The organism is Halomonas sp. XH26 (assembly GCF_024138895.1).
GTDB lineage: Bacteria > Pseudomonadota > Gammaproteobacteria > Pseudomonadales > Halomonadaceae > Vreelandella > Vreelandella alkaliphila.
The window spans coordinates 995313-1015106 of record NZ_CP071889.1 but is presented as its reverse complement, the minus strand read 5'-3'; the positions used below and the strand labels follow the sequence as shown (position 1 = coordinate 1015106).

Genomic DNA, 19794 nt, shown 5'->3' with positions numbered 1-19794 from the left:
GTTTAATTTAAGTTGTGTATGATTATCATTCACAGTGTATTTTATTCTAAATATTCAATTTAAAGCCAACATTTTTCAAAGGACTGACTCTAGATGAGAACGAAACTATCCTTGGCTGTTTCTCTTGCCCTTCTCAGCACGGGCGTACTGAGTGGCTGCAGCGATGATAGCGCGCCAACAGCATCAGGCACCCAGCAGGAAGCACCAAAAAACCTCTCAGCTTCCCTGTTGAAATATATCCCCGCCGACTCTCCCTATTTTGTGGCAACACGGGAGTCAATGCCTGAACAAGATGCCTTTGCTCTTTACCAGCGCATGCAGCCAAAGGATAGCCTTGAAGCTGACTTGGATGAACTGCGCGACATGCTACACGAGATAGACGATGACGTGTTGCATTCGCTGATGTCACTGTTGATCGCGATGGGGGAAGAGTTTGTCGGGGTTGAAACACTCGATGATATTCATGCGCTGGGCTTTAAAATGAGCCCCCAGGTCGCTTTATACGGACTGGGTATCTTGCCCACTCTGCGTATGGAATTGCAGGATGAAGACGCTTTCCGCGAAACGCTGCAGCGCATCCTCACCAATGCAGATATCAATCCGAGTACGGCCACAACAGATGAAAAAGAGTACTGGGTGCTAACACAAGATGGTCCGATCAAAGCCATCATGGCCATTATCGATAAGCAACTGCTGATGTCGGTGGTGCCAGAAAATGTCAGTGATGAGTTGCTATCACAGGTGCTGGGTAGCACCCTGCCTGACAGCAGCATTGGTGATACCGGCGCCCTAGAGGAAATTGAACAGCGTCATGGCTTCACGCCCTATGGTGCTGGGGAAATCGACTCATCACGCCTGCTTAGTGAGCTGAGTACCCCCACACACTTAGGTACTCAAGCACTATTGGACGCAGCTGATGCAGAGCGGCTGGATCTCTCCGCCTGCCAAGCAGATATTGACCGCATCACCAATCGCTTCCCTGGTCTTGTAATGGGCATGCGTGAGTATAACCTCGACCGTATGGAGATGAATCTTATACTGGAAACCGATGAGGCTATTGTCAGCGATCTTCGTGCAATGACCGCTCAGGTTCCGGGCCTTGGTAGCACAGACGGCATGGCCAGCTTTGGGCTAGGCCTGAATCTACCGGTGCTGATGCAAACTGTTCAGAAGTATGCTCAGGAAGTGCGTCAAAACCCGTTTAGCTGTGATGAGCTACAGGAATTAAACAGCACCTGGAATGAGATCAATAAAGCGATCAACAATCCAGTCGCCATGATGATTGGCCCATCCCTGTCTGGTTTCAGAGCACGCCTTAACAACCTGACAATGAAAGATGGCGAGCCCACTGGCACTGGTCTCCTGACCCTCGCTTCGCAAAACCCGCTTGCACTGCTGTCTACAGCAAGCGCGTTCGCGCCTGATTTAGGGACACTTGGACTTGAACCCGGTGGAGAAGCCAAAAAAATTGACAGCATGATGCTGCCACCAGACTCACCAGAGTTCTACGCGGCCATGTCTGAAAGCGCCATTACCTTGGGCGTTGGCATCAGCGATTCCGAAACACTACAGGAAGAACTGCAAGCCCCTGTTTCCGAGCGTGACCTACTGGTTCATGGCCATCTGACGGGTGAGTTCTACCATTCACTGGCCGATGTCATAGCGCAAATGCCCTCCGATGAATTGGCAGAGCTTGATATTGATTTGCTCAAGCAATATAGCGATATCTACAAGAACATGGAGTACTGGTTCAGAGTGGATGATGCAGGCGTTGAAATGAGCTTCTCGCTGGAATTGAACTAAGCACTGGCTATTCCTAACATCCGAAAAACTCGCCATTGGATGCAGCTCTCATCGTGTCACTGTGATCGTTAGCGAGTTTTTCGTCGGCAGCCATACTGATACAGGTGGCGTATGTATGGCTCTTGAACTTACTTAAGCGCTACGAGACCTCAAGGGCCACTTTCAACACGCCATCACGTTGGTGGGAGAACAGATCATAAGCATCAACAATGTTCTCCAACGCATAGCGGTGCGTGACCATGGGGCCAAGATCTAGTCGCCCTGCAGCAATGATGCTCATCAGCCTGCGCATTCGCTCTTTGCCGCCAGGGCAAAGTGACGTAATGATCTTGTGGTCACCTAGCCCAGCACAGAAAGCGCCCAGCGGAATCGTCAGGTCTTCAGAGTAAACGCCCAGGCTTGAGAGCGTGCCGCCAGGTTTTAGCACCCGCAAGGCCGATTCAAAGGTTTGCTGCAGGCCGAGTGCTTCAATGGCCGCATCCACACCGCGCCCGCCGGTCAGCTTTAGAATTTCCTCTACGACATCAACTTTGCGGAAATCCAGCGTCACGTCAGCGCCCATCTGCTTGGCCATTGCCAAACGTTCATCAACACCGTCGACAGCAATAATCATCCCCGCCCCACGTAACCGCGCACCTGCTGTCGCACACAGTCCAATCGGGCCTTGCGCGAACACCACCACCGTGTCGCCAATATTGATACCCGCTTTTTCGGCACCCGCAAAGCCGGTCGACATGATATCGGGGCACATCAGCACTTGTTCGTCGGTTAAGCCGTCTGGCACGGGCGAGAGATTGGCCTGGGCATCGGGCACCAATAGGTATTCAGCTTGGGCACCATCGATAGTGTTACCAAAGCGCCAGCCGCCCATCGGTTTATAACCGTGGCTGTGGTGGCCACCATCTTGCGAGGAGCAACCATCTTGGCAGGCATAAGAGGTGAAGCTCGGGCAAATCGCTCCGGCGATGACGCGCTGGCCTTCCTGGTAGCCCTTTACGTTGGCGCCCAGCTTTTCAATCACGCCCACCGGCTCATGGCCGATGGTTAAGCCTCGCTCAACGGGATATTCACCCTTGAGGATATGAATATCGGTGCCGCAGATTGTGGTAGTGGTGACACGCATCAGCGCATCATTGGAGCCAATCTCGGGAATGGGCTTGTCGTCAATCTCAATGCGGCCAGGCTCAACAAAAATAGCGGCTTTCATCATAGTAGGCATGGAACGGCTCCTATTGAAGTGAGTGATACCCCATCACTATTGAGCCCACTGGATTAAGGAACAGCAATTGACGTGGAACAATGAGAGATACATTAGATATATATAGACTTAAATAGCATTTACCGCGCTATCTTATTTATACCAAGTGTACCGCTAGCTGCTGTTTTTTTAATTTATAGGTATCCATTATGCTCACACTACCTTTCAAACCCTGGTCGACCGCAATTGCGGTGGCCACCACTCTATTGATTTGGCTGGTGATTCCTTTGCCAGAAGGGCTGACGCCAAACGCTTGGCTTATGCTGGCAATATTTGTCGGCACTATTGTCGCTATCATCGGCAAAGCCATGCCTATTGGGGCGATCTCTGTGATTGCGATTTCTATTGTCGCGGCAAGTGGTGTTACCGGCGACACGCCAGGTGAGGCCATCAATGTCGCCTTAAGCAGTTATGCCAACCCACTTATCTGGTTAATTGCCATTGCGATTATGATTTCACGCGGGTTGATTAAAACTGGCCTGGGTGCACGTATTGGCTACTACTTCATCTCGATTTTTGGCAAGCGCACGTTGGGGATTGGCTATGGTCTCGCCTTTTCCGAGCTTTCAATTGCACCTGTCACACCAAGTAATACAGCACGGGGTGGCGGTATCATTCACCCCATTATGCGCTCTATCGCACACAGCTTTGACTCACACCCTGAAGACAACACGTCGGGTAAAATCGGCAAATATCTAGCGCTGGTGAATTACCACAGCAACCCCATCACCTCGGCTATGTTCATCACCGCCACCGCTCCTAACCCATTAACCGTTCAACTTATCTCGTCCGCCACTGGAGCGGAAATACAGCTGAGCTGGTTAACCTGGGCGGTCGCCATGCTGCTGCCGGGCTTGGTCGCCATCCTGGCGATGCCGTACATTCTGTACTTGCTTTACCCACCGGAAATTAAAGAAACCCCGAATGCCACCCAGTTGGCGAGAGACAAACTTGCCGAACTCGGAAAGCTAAGCCGAAACGAAGGCATCATGTTGCTCGTTTTCTTAGTGCTGCTTTTGCTTTGGGCGGATATCCCAGCGATTTTCCTGGGGGATGCGGTCACGCTTAACACCACCACGTCTGCGTTTATTGGCTTATCGCTACTCCTGCTAACAGGGGTTTTAACCTGGGAAGATGTGCTGAAAGAAAAAAATGCCTGGGATACGCTGCTATGGTTTGGTGCTCTTATTATGATGGCTAGCCAACTTAACGAAACAGGCCTTATTAGTTGGTTTTCAGCGAATATGCAGAGCTGGATTACCACGATGGGGATTGGTTGGGCGGGAGCCTCTGCACTCTTAGTACTCACCTTTCTTTATACCCACTACTTTTTTGCCAGCACGACTGCACACATCACCGCGATGATGGCAGCATTTCTCACCGTTGGCTTAAGCCTCGGCGCCCCACCTATGCCTTTTGTGCTGATTATGGCGGCCACATCTTCGATTATGATGACCTTAACCCATTACGCCACAGGCACCTCACCAGTCATCTTTGGCTCAGGCTACCTGACGCTGGGAGAGTGGTGGAAAGCAGGTTTCATTATGAGCGTGGTGAACCTGCTCATTTGGGTAGTCGTTGGTGGTTTATGGTGGAAGCTGCTTGGTCACTACTGAGTTACCACCTGAAAGCCAACAGAGGTTATTGACCTCTGTTGGCATTGAAATGCCCTGGCTAGACGCTATTTCTTAGCCTTCTCTTTGGCCTTACCTTTACCTTTCTGCAGTTCGCCCTTTACTTGTTGGGCTTTACCCTTAGCTTCTGTTTTACTACTTCCGGTTACTTTGCCAGTTGCTTCCTTCACTTTTCCGGCGGCCTTATTGACAGTACCTTTCACTCTATCTTCTTTGCCACTTGCCATGACGAACACCTCTAATCCGTTAGTGGGGATGATGCCGCTCACTAAGTGAATACTCACTTCGAATGGCGACACCTTCCTTAGCGTAGCCTTTGTTAGAAAAGTTACCTCAATTACTTTTAGGCAGGCGCGTTGGCTGCCAACTATTTAGCAAACAGTGTAAACAAGCCATTACCAACAAGGTGCCCACGAGCGCAACGCTCATCGAAGAGAACCGATAAAGCGCGCTATAAACAAGGTCTTGCTGCGGGCCTAACGATTGTCCAAAGAGAATACCCAACGTTGTCAGCCCTCCAAAGCCAATGCCTGAGCCGCCACCTTCTAAAATATGTTCTCTAGCAAACAGCATTAGTCCAAGCCAATAGAGCAAAATCACCAGCAAAAAATGATGGCTTTGGGTGTAAAGCAATAGCTGCATTGCCAGCGCCAGATTACAGCCCAGTAGCGTGCCGATGGCTCGCTTACCTGCCGACACGCGAGCACCGGAATAACCTAAAGCAAACAGAATCAGAATGGTGGCCATTTGCGCTGACAGCGAATCGCGGAGGTCAAACATTTGGAACACTACGAACGAGAGCGTGGCCGTAATGCCGCCCATCAATGTTTCATGGCGAATTTGAGCTGCGGGCTTTGCACCACGCGGTGGTAGCTGGCGGGGTTCAACATCGGGAAATAGCGTATGCATCAACATAGCAATAAATACCGCCAGCAGGCTGGCCATAATATTACTCGCCAAGAGATCGCTTAAATCAACACCAGGGTAGCTAGCAAAGTGCAGCAATATGCTTAGCGTCAACACACCATTCGCGCCAAACAGAAATAGCGGGCCTTTTGCCATTAGATTGAAGCGCAGCAAAAACAGACCTAGTACGACCAGCGTCATCACTACCGGCATATGCTTTAGAAGCCCCACCACCATGCTGACTTCCAAAGCATTCAAGCTAACGTTCGCCAAAAACTGGCGAATGATGCTGCCATTTAAAATGGGCACCATACCCAACAAGAACATCGGGAAAACGGTAAAAAAAACGCCATAATTCCAGCCCATCAATTGGCTAATAATAAACCCCAGCGAACCGCCTCCCGCTACCCGCAGGCACTGGCGCAGGCCGTTTTGAGAGAGCGCTGGCTTATTAACAGCCTCTATGGGTGTTTTTTTAATAACCGTTTTAATAGCCGCTTTAGTAAACATAGTGCAGCCAACTAATCAGGTGCGCCTGTAACCATGCAAACGGTTTAGCCATTGCATGTTCGCCCGGCACTAGTTGCACTGTTGCCCGCGCACCACTGGGGGGTAGTTCAGTCAACGGCGTATCTAACGCCACATGAATACGCGCACGTTGCGCATCTCGTATCCAACGATCTGAAGCAGGAATATCCACAAGTTGACCATCCACTGCCTGCTGGCCTGCGCGGGTGCCGGCGTCAAAGGCACTGACATGCCCTTCAAAAATTCGTCCAGGCAACGCATCGAATACCACTTTTGCTTCATCGCCAAGCGCCACATGGCGCAGGCTCTTTTCACGAAAATCAGCCACGACCTCTACCGTGCTCGCGACCAGCGCCACCGCAGGCTGCCCCGCCTGCACATAATGGCCAGGCTGTAGCTGAAGATTAGCGACCACACCGGACTCTGGCGCTTTTACCACCGTATGGGCTAAATCCAGTTCAGCTTTTTCAAGGGCATTATTCGCTTGGCGAAGGCGTAAGTTATCGTCGCCCTCTTCTCCCAACTGTACCTCTAAGCTTTCAATCTGTGCCTGGGCAGATGCCACAGCCGCCTGTGCGGTATGTTCGGCCGCGACCTGCTGTTCGTACTGCTGGCGAGAAATCCCCTGACGCCCAAGCAGCGCTTCAGCACGACGGCGCTCACCGCTGCGCTCATCGAAAGTAGCCTGTGCCGAGGCAAGTGATGCCCTGGCAGCCGCTAGCTCTGCATTTAAGCGGGCGTTTTCTTGCTCCGCTTGCTCCCGGTTTAATTGGGCTTGGGAGTGAGCGATTTGAAAGGGCGATGGGTCTAAGCGAAACAGCACATCACCCTGGGTTACCGACTGATGGTCTCTCACCACAACTTCTTGCACAGGGCCGCTTAGCTCAGGAGCAATGCTGGTGACGGGGCGCATTGCCCGCGCCTCAGGCGTCATGGGCATAAAGCTATCGGCCATTAAGAAGTAAACGAACAGCAATAAAAATACGGTCAGGGCTATTTTCACCCAGCGAGTAAATTTTTGATCAGGGGACATTGGGATTTCTCATTGACGAGCACCAAAGCGACGATGTCACCGCTTGGAGATATTATTAGGTGGAATACTTTAGTCTAACAAATCATTAGCACGCTAACAATATTTTCATTGTGAACAAGCGCTCAATAAAGTCACTCCAATGACTTTCCCTCGATACACCAACTTATTATACGAACCAGATACCCTTACCATTCGCTAGCAAGCCCCTTTTGCTTAGCGCAAAAAAAAAAAAAAAAAAAAAAAAAAGCCCTATCGCTAGGGTTAGCAATAGGGCTTTGTTTCTGCTGGCAGGTTAATCAAGTGTTAGGCGATTGCCTTAAAAACGGTACTTTAGGCCTACACTGGCAGCATCAAAATCATAGGCAGATTTATCCAGGTAGCGCATGTAGTCAGCGCCTACTGATACATTGGAACTGATATCCATTTCCGCACCGGCACCGTAGGAGAAACCGGTTTCACGGTCGTTGTTAATATCAACCTCAGTGAAGCCCGCTAAGCCATACAAACGCACTTCCGGTGCAATGGGTACGATGCCTTTCGCATAAGCACCCGCAACGTGATCTAGCTCGGCGCCACCATCTGAACCACCCGTGCCCAAATGACCTTCTAAAGCGAAATAGTCATTGAACTGTGCCCCACCACGGAGACGCAAACCAACGTCATCGCGTGAAGAGCCTCTTTCTGGGTTCAGGCTCCAAAACATGGCATCGCCGCCCACATATCCTTGTGGGTACTGGAAGGGTTGTTGCGCTTGAGCCGATGCCGCGAATGTACCCGCACCAACTAAAAGAGCGGCAGAGGTGAGTGATAATACGGTCATCTTCATAAGTTAAACCTCAGTTAAAAAACAGTGTTTCCTTACACTTTTTAATTGTGGCTCATACTTAAGGAGAACGCAATCTGCCGACCCAACTTGCATATAGTTTCCTTTTTCCTCTCCTGTTTACCTACCTTTCGAAAGGCTGAGCACAACAATGCCACCAACGACCACTGCCCCACCTACGAGTTGGCTTGGGCTTAGCATCTGACCTAGAACGATATAACCAAGCAGTAAAGACGCTACTGGCTCGAAGTTCATAACCGGTGCATTGCGCGCCATGTCCAGGCGTGGCACAAAAATAAACAGTAGGGAAAAAGCACTACCGTATAGCAAGGCTAACAAGGCTAGTCCTGTCCAGCCTGCGCTGTTATCCGGCAAGCTCATTCCCCCAGGAACCACCCCTAGCAACCCGCCAACGATCATGACAATAAACACCGTTTGCATGGTCAGCAGGCTACGTAAGGTGCTGCCAACCCTTGCTAATCGATGCTCGGTGACCCAAAGCGCGCAAGCAAACGCAAAAGCGGCACTTAGCCCGAACCCAATACCGACCAACCACTCGGGCCCCATGGCATTGGCATCCGCGAACCAACTCGGTATATCGAGCACCACTAGCAGCCCAATCAAAATAGTGCCCATAATCAGGCAACTGCGCAGCGAAGGCCGAGGTCCGCCCAACGCCCAACTCAATAGCGCCAATTGGATAGGAAAGGTGTTAACGAGCAACAATGCAATGACCACCGGCAAACGTGCAACCGCTGAATAAAGGCTCACACTTTGGATGGCAATCAGAAGCCCTACTGCCAACTGCCATGGCCATGTGCCGGGCGGTAGCCAAAGCCGCTTTTTTTGAACCACGACCAGTGTCAGCAAAATCAAACACGCCACGCCTGAACGCATCAATACCGCAAGAAGTAAGCCAGTACCATTATCAAACGCAAGCCGCGCGGAAACGTGGTTAGCTGCGAACATAGTAGCCACCGACATCATCAAAAAAATGGCTAGGTGGCGAAGCAGTAGCGTTGGTAACGACGTAGAAGGCATAGGAACAAAACGGCTCACGTTAAGTAGATTAAACAGCAGGATGACGACATTTTATGGTGAAGGCTAACGCAATACCGCGCTAATATCATGCAGCGCAGCATGTTATACTAAGGTCTACCCCTCTTTTACGCTAACTACTTTACAAAGGTTGTTATGAACACACCGGTGCTGGTCATTAACTGTGGCTCTTCTTCTATCAAATATGCATTGATTGATTCTGACCCTCAGGCACCGCGCTTAGCTGGCATAGCAGAGCGTTTAGGGAGTAGCGAAGCCCGCTTAAAAGGCAAGAACGGCGCAGGTGAAAGCTTTACCCAAGCGCTGCCCAATGCTGATCACGCTGAAGCACTAAGCGCTATCCTTAAGCGCCTGGAGGGTCGAGTACCCGGCGCAGTTGGACACCGCATTGTTCACGGCGGCGAACACTTCACCCAGGCAGCTATGATTGACGATAGCGTTATAGCCGCGATAGAAACCACAGCAGCGCTCGCCCCACTGCATAACCCTGCTAACTTGGCTGGCATTGCCGCCACCCGGCACGTCTTTCCAGACTTGCCTCAGGTAGCCGTGTTTGATACGGCCTTTCACCAGACACTACCGCCCCGCGCCTACCGCTATGCCCTACCGGAAGCGTTGTACACCGAGCACGGCATCCGTCGCTACGGCTTCCATGGCACTAGCCATGCGTATGTCAGTCAGCGCGCGGGCGAACTAAGTAGCCACGGTGAAGGAGGTTGGTTAACCGCTCACTTGGGGAACGGCTGCTCTACTAGTGCTATATGGAACAATCAAAGCCTGGATACCAGCATGGGACTTACGCCGTTAGAGGGCTTAGTGATGGGAACCCGCAGCGGCGATGTTGACCCTGGCTTGCACGCTCACCTTCACCGCCAGCTTGGTTGGTCAATGGATGAGATCGATAACGTACTCAACAAGCAGAGTGGTTTGCTGGGCCTCTCCGGCCTAACCAATGATATGCGTGAAGTAGAAGACCAAGCGCTGGCTGGCCATAAAGGTGCCAAACTGGCGCTAGAGGTATTCTGTTACCGCATTGCTAAATCGTTAGCCGCCCTCTCTTGCGCCTTACCTCGACTCGATGGCGTTATTTTTACCGGCGGCATCGGCGAAAACTCACCGATCGTTCGCCGTGACGTACTGGCGCTACTGCCCCACTTCCATTTCAGTTTAGATGAAGTGGCTAACGAAGCCACTATTCGGGGCAAAGAAGGCAAGCTGGACAACACCGACCACGATGGCCCCGAAGTGTGGGTAATTCCTACGGATGAAGAGGGTCGTATCGCCATGGAAACCCGCCACTGCGTGGAGACGACTAAATGAACAACACCGTCGAGCAACCCCAAGCTATCTTACTGGTACCCACCAGCATGGGCGCTGGGCTAACCTCCGCATGCCTTGGGTTAATTCAAGCACTGGATACCATCGGCTTGAAAGCCGGTTTTTTAAAGCCATTTATGCAAAACGAGCTGAACGGCCCAGGGCTTGACCGTTCAACGGCCCTGGTGTCGCGCACGCTCAATCAACGCCCGCCGTCGCCTATTTCCCAGGCAAGGCTAGAACGCTTATTGCGTGATGATCAAACCGATGAGCTAATGGAGAACGTCATTGAGCTCTTTGAGCAGGTCACCCAGCAAGCCTATAAAGATGGCAGCGCACTAGATTTGGTCGTGGTAGAAGGCGTTGTTCCAACCCAACATACTACTTATGCCACCCAAACCAACGCCCAGTTGGCAGATGCGCTTAATGCGCGAATCATTTTGGTCGGCACTGGCGATTTAAATGAGCCGCAGCAGCTTGCCGAAGAACTGGACATGCATGCCAGAAGCTTTGGTGGCGTTAGCTCCAGCCGCACACTTGGCGGCATTTTAATGCGCATGAAAAACCTGCCCTATGGTCAGGAAGATGACCTTTCTGCAGCACCCGGCACTATTAAGCCCCACCTTGAAGAGCCGATACTGAATGAACTGCGTCGCTATTCGCCAGCGCTAGCAACAGACAGCTTTCATCTGATTGGCGTAGTGCCTTACAGCAATACGTTAAGCGCACCGCGCACCTTAGATGTAGCGCGAGCGCTGAATGCCAAGATGCTCAATGAAGGGGAAGCCGCCAGTCGTCGCGTGCTTTCTACTAGCCTGTGCGCACGAAGTGCCGCCAATGCGCTGCATATTTTCAAACCGGGCAGTTTAGTTGTCGCCTCTGGTGACCGTGACGACGTAATGCTGGCGTCTGCCTTAGCAACCATGAATGGCACTCAGCTAGCGGGCGTGCTGCTCACGAATGGTTTCATGCCTAACGACAATATGATTGAAATGTGCCGCCCGGCACTAAAAACCGGCTTACCAGTACTGGCAGTGGAAACCGACAGCTTGACCACGGCGCAAAACCTGAGCCAGTTGAGCAGCGAAATCCCCATGGACGATTTCGAACGAGCCGAGCAGGTAGCACGTTATGTGGCTGCCCACATGGATTTAGAGTGGCTTAAGGCCAAGCTCAGCCGTGGCTATATCCATCGTTTGTCCCCATCAGCGTTTCGCCATCAGCTTGTCAAACTTGCCCAGCAAGCCAAGAAGCGCATTGTGTTGCCTGAAGGCGATGAGCCGCGCACCATTGAAGCTGCGATTGTGTGTCAGCGGCGTGGCATTGCCGACTGTGTATTGCTCGGTAAGCGTGAAGATATCGAAAGCGTCGCCCGTCATCGCGGCCTGACGCTGCCGGATGCGCTAACGATTATTGATCCTGAGAGCACCCGGGCCAGTTATATCAGCCCGATGGTAGAGCGTCGCCGCGGCAAACTGAACGAGCTAACCGCTGAAGCCCAACTCCAGGACAATGTAGTGCTGGGCACGATGATGCTGCAGTTAGATGAAGTTGATGGCCTCGTATCAGGTGCAGTACACACCACCGCCAACACGGTGCGCCCAGCATTTCAGTTGATCAAAACGGCACCGGAATATAATCAGGTGTCATCGATCTTCTTTATGCTGCTGCCTGAGCAGGTAGTGGTATATGGCGATTGCGCGGTTAATCCTGACCCAGACGCCGAAACCCTAGCGGAAATCGCTATTCAAAGCGCTCGTTCAGCAGAAGCATTTGGTATTGAGCCGCGAGTCGCCATGATCAGCTACTCCACTGGCGACTCTGGCACCGGTGCGGATGTAGATAAAGTGCGCGAAGCTACCCGCATCGCCAAAGAGCGCGCCCCACACCTCGCAATCGATGGCCCGCTACAGTACGACGCGGCCGCCATTGATAGCGTTGGCAAGCAGAAAGCACCGGACTCCCCTGTCGCGGGCAAAGCAACAGTGTTTGTTTTCCCGGACCTGAACACCGGCAACACGACGTACAAAGCCGTACAGCGTAGTGCCCGTGTGGTCAGTGTTGGCCCAATGCTGCAGGGCTTGAACAAACCAGTGAACGATCTTTCCCGTGGCGCGCTGGTAGACGATATCGTTTACACCATCGCGCTCACCGCGATTCAGGCGAGCCAGCGGGAAAGCTAGGCCACTAGCCACTCTTTGTACCCACTAATAAAAACGCCCCGAACAGTGAATAAACTGCTCGGGGCGTTTTAGGTTGAAGCTGCTATCGAAGGCAAAGGGCTGAATCAACCCGTAGCGGGGGCTTTCGCCAGGAATGGGTTTACAGCGCCCCCGCCAAGGGTTTTCAGTCCGTTCTCTTCACGCCCACATCGGCACCATGGCTTCTAGCACCATCACTAAGCTCATTGCAGTAATCGTCAGAATCGATACACCGAACACCTTTTTGGCCCAGCGCACGTCATCACCTAGACGAAAACCACACAGCGCTAAGTACAGCCAGTAGCCTCCCATTGCTAATGCAACACAGAGGTAGCCCGTACCCGCTTGACTGGCTAGCACCAAGGCAAGCGACGCGGGAATAAACGCGACGATGTAGCCCAGGATGTGGTGTTTTGCCCGTTTGATACCATGCACCACCGGCAGCACTGGAATCGATGCCCGGCGATAATCCGCATAGCGAAAAATCGCAATGGCATACGAATGCGGCATCTGCCAAAGGCAGAAGATGACCAGTAGCATGAAAGCACCGCTATCAAACTGCCCCGTCACCGCACAATAACCAACAACCGGCGGCATCGCTCCAGAAAGGCTGCCCACCAACGTGCCGTATTCAGAGTGCCGCTTCATGTAAAGGCTGTACACTCCAACGTAAACGCCCCAGCCGATCACCGCTAATGCCACGGTTAAGCCGTTGGTGCCCAGCGCCAAACACACCACGCCCGCTACCCCAAGCAGCGCCGAAACGCCTAATGCCTGAGTAATAGAGATACGTCCTTTGGCCAGAGGGCGATGGCGCGTACGCGCCATCAAAGCATCAATATCACGGTCAATAACGTTATTACAGGCGCAGCCAGACGCAATGACCAGTGCAATACCCAACATGACCGTACTAAACGTGACCCAATCAAAGGTACCGTGGGCGGCTAAAAAATAACCGCCTAAGGTCGCAATAAGATTGCCGCCAATAATGCCTGGCTTTGTTAGCGCGAGCAGGTCACGCCAACGGCTAGGCACCACCGTTAACCGATCATCATGTTGAGATGCAGATGCTGCATGATCCATAAAGAGCCCCCTACCACCAAGACAAGTATCGTCAGCGTGAAAACGAAAGACATCACGTTCCACCCTTCGTCGGCGTTGGTGTTCATATGCATAAACATGACCAGCTGAACCAAAATCTGCAGCACGGCTGTTACTGCGATAACGACCACCGTCGTGGCGATGCTTAGCGCACCGCTCATAACGACCGCGAATGGAATCACGGTTAGCACTAAAGATAGCAGAAGCCCAGTCACATACGATTTAACGCTGCCATGGGAAGAAGTTGAATTAGATGAAGAATGGCTCATCTCACAGCACTCCCATTAAATAAACGAACGAGAAAACACAGATCCAGACGATATCCAAAAAGTGCCAGAATAGGCTTAGGCACAGAATTCTGGGGCGAGTCATCGGTGTTAGCCCTTTGGTAGAAAGCTGCACCAACATGACGAGAATCCATACCAAACCAACGGTCACGTGCAGCCCGTGAGTGCCCACCAGGGTGAAAAACGACGAGAGAAACGCACTCTGATCGGGTCCATACCCTTGATGAATCAAGTGCTGGAACTCATAAACTTCCATACCAACAAACGCCGCGCCCAGCAGGAAAGTTATCGCTAACCATGCCTTTACCTGGCCAATGCGCTCAGCATTCATAGCCAACACGCCCATGCCGAAAGTAAAGCTACTAAATAGCAGCAAGAAGGTTTCGACTAGTACGAAAGGTAGCTCGAAAATATCTGCCGCCGTCGGGCCGCCCGCCGTGCCCTTCATGAGCACGGCGTAGGTAGCAAACAGTGACCCGAAGATCACCAGATCGCTCATTAGATAGACCCAAAAGCCAAATACTTTGGTGCCGCTGGCATCATGGTGTTCATGGGGCTCAGACGTTGCGCCATGATGTAGAGTATCGGTAGCCATTACGCTCGCGCCTCCGCATAGTTTGTCTGCTTACTATCAGTTGAGTCACTGGCGGGCGGTGCGGTTTTGCGCTGCTGGTGCTCACGCTCAATCCGCGCCACTTCTGCGGCGGGTACGTAGTAGTCGATATCATCGTTGAAAACACGCGCAAGGAAGCTGATGACTACGCCAAGCGCGCCCACCGCGGCTAGCCACCAGATGTGCCATACCAGTGCAAAACCAAGTACCAGGGCAAACAAGCTGATAATCGGCCCTGCCACGGTATTACGAGGCATGTGGATATCGGTATAAGGCGCTTCATCCAACTGCTCATTGCTACGCTGTTTTTGCGACCAGAAACTGTCGATATCGCCAACTTCAGGCAAACGGGCAAAGTTGTAGAACGGTGCAGGTGAGGAAGTTGACCACTCCAATGTACGGCCATCCCATGGGTCGCCAGTCACATCGGCATTCAGCTTGCGATCACGAATGCTCACCCAGAACTGAATAATGGTGCAGGCAATGCCCATCATGATGATGACGGCACCTACCCAGGCCAGGATCATCCACGACTGCCACTCTGGGTTGGCATAGGACTGCATGCGGCGCACCGCACCAAAGAAGCTCAACACATAGAGCGGCATAAAGGCGACATAGAAGCCAATAAACCAACACCAGAATGAACGCTTGCCCCACTTCTCGCTAAGCGTGAAACCGAATGCTTTGGGGAACCAGTACGTTAAGCCTGCCATCATGCCAAACACCACGCCACCAATAATCACGTTGTGGAAGTGGGCAATCACGAACAGGCTGTTATGCAGCACAAAGTTGGCCGCGGGTAGCGCCAGCATCACGCCGGTCATACCGCCTAAGGTGAAAGTAATAATAAAGCCTAAGGTCCATAGCACCGGCGAGGTCAGCTCCAGGCTGCCGCGGAAGATAGTGAACAGCCAGTTGAATACTTTCACCCCGGTAGGAATGGCAATAATCATCGTCATAATGCCGAAGAAGGCGTTGACGTTAGCGCCAGCCCCCATGGTGAAGAAGTGGTGCAACCAGACAATAAACGACAGCAGCGTGATCGCCACTGTGGCCCATACCATGGTGGTGTAACCAAACAAACGCTTGCGGGCGAAGGTCGCGATCACTTCAGAGAACACGCCAAAGGCTGGCAGGATCAGGATGTACACTTCCGGATGGCCCCAGGCCCAGATGAGGTTGACGTACATCATCATGTTGCCGCCAAAATCATTGGTGAAGAAGTGCATGCCGAAGTAGCGGTCTAGGGTTAACAGCGCGATAGTCGCGGTAAGAATCGGGAAAGAGGCAATAATCAGGACGTTGGCACAAAGCGATGTCCAAGTAAAAATAGGCATGCGAAACATAGTCATGCCTTTGGTGCGCATTTTCAGGATCGTGACAAAGAAATTAATCCCGGTGAGCGTCGTACCTATGCCGGATATTTGTAACGCCCATATCCAATAATCGACCCCCACACCAGGGCTAAACTCTATCCCCGAAAGCGGCGCGTAAGCGAGCCAACCCGTTTTGGCGAACTCTCCTACTACCAGGGAAATATTAACCAGAATCGCGGACACCGCGAACAGCCAAAAACTCAGGTTATTCAGGAAAGGAAAAGCAACGTCGCGGGCGCCAATTTGCAGCGGCACCACCAGATTCATCAAGCCGATGACCATGGGCATCGCAACGAAAAAGATCATAATCACGCCATGGGCGGTAAAGATCTGATCATAGTGTTCAGGAGGGAGGTAACCCGCGGCCCCGCCAGCAGCCATAGCCAACTGGGTACGCATCATAATGGCATCGGCAAAGCCGCGAAGCAGCATCACCAAGGCAACCACAAAATACATAATACCGAGCTTTTTGTGGTCAACGGAGGTAAACCACTCGCTCCACAGCCAGCCCCACTTTCGGTAATAGGTTAATGCGCCAATAAGCGCAGCACCGCCAATCGCCATCATGGCGGCAACGATCATGATGATCGGTTCGTGATACGGAATCGACTCTAACGTCAGTTTTCCAAACATGCTTAACCCCCCGCTTCAACGCTTGTGGGATGGCCGCTCATCGCGTGATCCTCACTAGCATGCTGATTGGTAACGTGGCCAAACGCGGCCTGATGATGGGTAGCGCCTGCGCTTTCTAGCTCGCCAGACTCGCCGTGGCTATCGTCAGTATCACTGACATCTTCAATGTGATTAGCATGGTCGCCATGACCACCGTGCCCGCTGCCACCGGTATGAAAGCTGGTCAGAATCGACGTATAGAGCGCCGGAGACACCTCAGAGAAGTACTCGACCGGGTGGTATTCACTCGGTTTGGCTAAATCGCTATAGCGTTCGGGATAGGACAGGGTTTCATTGGCAGCCCGCACGTTTTCAACCCACGTCTCAAAGTCTTCAGGGGTGGTAACGTGAGCATCGAAAGTCATTCCTGAGAAGCCCGCACCGCTGTAATTAGTGGAACGGCCTGGATAAACGCCGACGTCGTCTGCAATTAGATGAACATCGTTATCCATACCCGCCATGGCATAAATTTGGCTGCCTAAGCGCGGAATAAAGAACGCATTCATCACCGAGCCAGAGCTGACTCGAAAACGCACCGGCGTATCCACAGGAAAGGCAAGCTCGTTGACACTGGCAATGCCTTGTTCGGGGTAAATGAACAGCCATTTCCAGTCCAGCGCTACCACTTGAATTTCCATTGCAGCGGTATCGCTTTCGATGGGCTTATGGGGATCTAAACTATGAGAGGTTTTCCAGGTAAGAAACGCTAAGACAGCGATGATTAAACAGGGCACTGTCCATACCGCGACTTCAATCGCATTAGAGTGCGCCCAGTCGGGTAGGTATTTAGCAACATTGCGATTGCTGCGCCGATAACGCCAACCAAACAGCAGCGTCATCACTATCACCGGAATAACTACAATTAGCATCAGCCCAAATGAGGTCAGTATTAGCGAGCGTTGCTCAACGCCAATCTGCCCTTTGGGATCCAACAATGCAGAACTGCAGCCCGTTAACAACAGGCACAACATGACGAGCACGAATGTGCCTCGCCTGCGCCAGAGGGTATGTCGTTGCATGGTGTGATCTCGTCAGAGAGTTGTCCAAAACAGCGCGCTATTTGACCAGCTGAATAGCCAGCTAAATAGCTCGCTAACTAACACCCCATACTTTTCCCAGAACAGTGAGGTACGTATGCGTTGCTCCGGGAAAAATATGCGCTACCGAAGGGATTGGCAGCGAGTCATAGCCAGCACACGCCAAGCGCGCATAAACTAAGACTAAAGTATTTTCTATTGATCTGGATCAATCAGAAAGAGGCGCTTTGCCGCACCCTGAATGCTCAAAAATATGTTAAGCGACTGTCACACTGGGTGATGCATGAGGAAGGCAATCTTGTACTTTCGGTGCATGCTCATCGTCGGTCACGACAATATCGAAATCGGATAACGCGGCAAAATAGGCTGGGCGCACTAAGCCAAATTTGCTGGCATCAACAATCAACAGGCGCTGCATAGCCGTCGCAATGGCAGCCTGTTTTGGCGCCACCTCATGAAAATGGAAACAACTAACCCCACGTTCGCAGTCCACTCCTGCGGCAGAGATCAGTGCTTTATTAATGCCTAAACGCTCAATCGCAGCACGCATACCATCACTACCAAACGATTGTGACGAGGCATAAAACAGCCCCCCTAGCAGCACTAACCGCACATTAGGCAACGCGGCCACTGAGTTAGCCACGTTAAGGGCATACGTCACCACAGTCAGCTCGCGGAAATGGCTTAACTGACTAAGTAAAGGAATCAGTGTTGAACCGCAGTCAATGAATAGCGTATCGCCGTCTTCGATAAAGCTGGCAACTCGCTGACAGAGGCGGTGCTTAATCTGATAATGGCTCGCCTGTTGCTCAGTCAAGTCATACACCGGCGTTACGCCAGGATAGTTTGCCATGACCAAGCGACCGCCCAACAAGCTAATCGCCGAAGGCTGCGTAGTAACGTCCCGACGGATCGTCATTTCAGAAACACCGCACAGCTCAGCAGCATCGCGCAGATGCAATGTCCCCCCGCTGGCAAGCGCTTCTTGCAACATTGCCAAACGCTGAGCGCTTCGGTCATTCATGGCAAACCTCTCCTTTAATCCCAAGTTCAGGCGTTATTTGTTATCAGCGGTTAGTGGGTATCCAAGGCCTATGCTGAGCCAGCCCTCATTATATTTCCACTGTCAGACGCTGCTCTTCGACTATTTGAGAGTCATATCACATATACAGAGCGTTGATGGGGTAATACTTGCAAATCAACGTTAAAAAAATAACACTCAATGTTATAATTTTAACATCAACGCCAGCCCACACGACTCATAACAACCCTGTTGAGGCTTCCATGACTGCTCAAAACCCTTCTCGCTCTTCTTTCGTCACGCTTGGCGCTGGCGTTTTACTGGCTAGCTCTGCGCTGGTAACGCCAGCGTTAGCAAACGACACCCCCGCGTCACCAACGACGCCCCTTTGGTCGTTTGCCAACGTTTCGGTGAACTACTTGGATTGGTCTAACGGTACTGAAGCGCGTACCGCTAGTAACGCAGCAAAAAGCGACTTCACGTTTGTCGAAATCGAAGGCGGCGTAGGTTACAGCTGGGGCGAATTCTACGGTTTCTTCGATTTCGAGAACCCAACCAACGACCAGTTTGACGAATCAAGCGGTGGTAAAGACAACTTTCGTACCGCAGGCAAAATCACTTCGCATATTTATTTAGGCGACAGCCCGCTATCGATCTACGCGCACCTGTACGACTTCCGCGATTATGGTTTCAACGCTCGCGAGCAGGATCAAATTCTCGGCCTTGGCTACCGCACGACGTTCGACAACGGCCTATGGTTCAAACCGTTTATTGGCGCAGCACGTGTACAGAGCGACGGCTACACTGGCATGAACGGCTTTATGGCGGGTTGGGTAGCAGGTTATGACTTCTCAGCACTCAACCAGAACTTCAGTGTCACTAACTGGCATGAACAAACCTTTGGCCGTGACGACGAGTACCTGGAACAAAACTACGTGGGCGGTAAAGCGGGCAGCGTGGGCACCAACGGCGCGCTTAGCTTGTGGTGGCATCCTTCTGAGCTGATTACCACCGGCGTGCAGTATCGCTACTCAGATAATAAGCTGGGTACCCCGAACGCTTACCAAAATGCGATGATTTACTCAGTAAAATTAAACTTACTGTAATCGCTTCACTTCACACGCT

General features: G+C 51.9%; 17 protein-coding genes. 5 read left to right on the top strand and 12 right to left on the bottom strand.

The window, feature by feature from the left end; all coding sequences use genetic code 11:
* Nucleotides 1-93 precede the first annotated feature (93 nt).
* Entirely contained in the window at nucleotides 94-1803 is a 1710-nt protein-coding gene (locus J4377_RS04655; protein WP_253487100.1) for a hypothetical protein, read from the top strand.
* A 139-nt stretch (nucleotides 1804-1942) separates the two neighbouring features.
* Here the strand turns inward: J4377_RS04655 and J4377_RS04650 are convergent, their stop codons facing one another.
* Nucleotides 1943-3022: an NAD(P)-dependent alcohol dehydrogenase gene (locus J4377_RS04650; protein WP_253487098.1), complete on the bottom strand. Its 1080-nt coding sequence runs from the start codon at nucleotides 3020-3022 to the stop codon at nucleotides 1943-1945.
* A gap of 188 nt (nucleotides 3023-3210) precedes the next feature.
* On the opposite strand from J4377_RS04650, the gene J4377_RS04645 reads away from it, so the two are divergent.
* Nucleotides 3211-4677 carry a DASS family sodium-coupled anion symporter gene (locus tag J4377_RS04645; protein WP_253487096.1) on the top strand — a complete coding sequence of 489 codons (1467 nt, stop codon included), beginning with the start codon at nucleotides 3211-3213 and terminating at the stop codon, nucleotides 4675-4677.
* Between the two features lie 65 nt (nucleotides 4678-4742).
* On the opposite strand, the gene J4377_RS04640 is transcribed toward J4377_RS04645, so the two are convergent.
* From J4377_RS04640 to J4377_RS04620, 5 genes are all read right to left on the bottom strand, one after another.
* Nucleotides 4743-4922, bottom strand: coding sequence for a CsbD family protein (locus J4377_RS04640; protein ID WP_253487094.1), 180 nt, complete (start codon nucleotides 4920-4922; stop codon nucleotides 4743-4745).
* Between the two features lie 106 nt (nucleotides 4923-5028).
* Nucleotides 5029-6111: a DUF2955 domain-containing protein gene (locus tag J4377_RS04635; protein WP_253487092.1), complete on the bottom strand. Its 1083-nt coding sequence runs from the start codon at nucleotides 6109-6111 to the stop codon at nucleotides 5029-5031.
* On the bottom strand, nucleotides 6101-7162 hold the full coding sequence (locus J4377_RS04630) for an HlyD family secretion protein (RefSeq protein ID WP_253487084.1): 1062 nt from the start codon (nucleotides 7160-7162) through the stop codon (nucleotides 6101-6103). Before J4377_RS04630 ends, J4377_RS04635 begins: the two co-directional genes overlap by 11 nt.
* A gap of 316 nt (nucleotides 7163-7478) precedes the next feature.
* Nucleotides 7479-7988, bottom strand: coding sequence for a porin family protein (locus J4377_RS04625; RefSeq protein ID WP_095602501.1), 510 nt, complete (start codon nucleotides 7986-7988; stop codon nucleotides 7479-7481).
* Nucleotides 7989-8105: 117 nt separating this feature from the next.
* Nucleotides 8106-9026, bottom strand: coding sequence for an EamA family transporter (locus J4377_RS04620; RefSeq protein WP_253487077.1), 921 nt, complete (start codon nucleotides 9024-9026; stop codon nucleotides 8106-8108).
* A gap of 153 nt (nucleotides 9027-9179) precedes the next feature.
* Between J4377_RS04620 and J4377_RS04615 the strand changes: the two genes are divergently transcribed.
* Nucleotides 9180-10364, top strand: a complete 1185-nt coding sequence (locus J4377_RS04615; protein WP_120385580.1) for an acetate/propionate family kinase — start codon at nucleotides 9180-9182, stop codon at nucleotides 10362-10364.
* Nucleotides 10361-12544, top strand: a complete 2184-nt coding sequence (gene pta, locus J4377_RS04610) for a phosphate acetyltransferase (protein ID WP_095602504.1) — start codon at nucleotides 10361-10363, stop codon at nucleotides 12542-12544. The genes J4377_RS04615 and pta overlap by 4 nt, the downstream gene beginning before the upstream one ends.
* A gap of 177 nt (nucleotides 12545-12721) precedes the next feature.
* Here pta and cyoE read toward each other — a convergent pair whose 3' ends face one another.
* The 6 genes from cyoE to J4377_RS04580 form a co-directional block, all read right to left on the bottom strand.
* Entirely contained in the window at nucleotides 12722-13645 is a 924-nt protein-coding gene (gene cyoE, locus J4377_RS04605) for a heme o synthase (RefSeq protein ID WP_038482136.1), read from the bottom strand.
* Nucleotides 13603-13932 carry a cytochrome o ubiquinol oxidase subunit IV gene (gene cyoD, locus J4377_RS04600; protein ID WP_083001727.1) on the bottom strand — a complete coding sequence of 110 codons (330 nt, stop codon included), beginning with the start codon at nucleotides 13930-13932 and terminating at the stop codon, nucleotides 13603-13605. Before cyoD ends, cyoE begins: the two co-directional genes overlap by 43 nt.
* Before the next feature lies 1 nt (nucleotide 13933).
* Nucleotides 13934-14545: a cytochrome o ubiquinol oxidase subunit III gene (gene cyoC / locus J4377_RS04595; RefSeq protein WP_038482132.1), complete on the bottom strand. Its 612-nt coding sequence runs from the start codon at nucleotides 14543-14545 to the stop codon at nucleotides 13934-13936.
* Nucleotides 14545-16572: a cytochrome o ubiquinol oxidase subunit I gene (cyoB, locus tag J4377_RS04590; RefSeq protein ID WP_038482130.1), complete on the bottom strand. Its 2028-nt coding sequence runs from the start codon at nucleotides 16570-16572 to the stop codon at nucleotides 14545-14547. The genes cyoC and cyoB overlap by 1 nt, the downstream gene beginning before the upstream one ends.
* Nucleotides 16573-16574: 2 nt before the next feature.
* On the bottom strand, nucleotides 16575-17630 hold the full coding sequence (gene cyoA, locus J4377_RS04585; protein WP_038482127.1) for a ubiquinol oxidase subunit II: 1056 nt from the start codon (nucleotides 17628-17630) through the stop codon (nucleotides 16575-16577).
* A gap of 274 nt (nucleotides 17631-17904) precedes the next feature.
* On the bottom strand, nucleotides 17905-18672 hold the full coding sequence (locus J4377_RS04580) for a DeoR/GlpR family DNA-binding transcription regulator (protein WP_089038870.1): 768 nt from the start codon (nucleotides 18670-18672) through the stop codon (nucleotides 17905-17907).
* A 260-nt stretch (nucleotides 18673-18932) separates the two neighbouring features.
* Between J4377_RS04580 and J4377_RS04575 the strand changes: the two genes are divergently transcribed.
* Nucleotides 18933-19775, top strand: a complete 843-nt coding sequence (locus J4377_RS04575) for an outer membrane protein OmpK (protein WP_253487075.1) — start codon at nucleotides 18933-18935, stop codon at nucleotides 19773-19775.
* The last annotated feature ends 19 nt before the right edge of the window (nucleotides 19776-19794 follow it).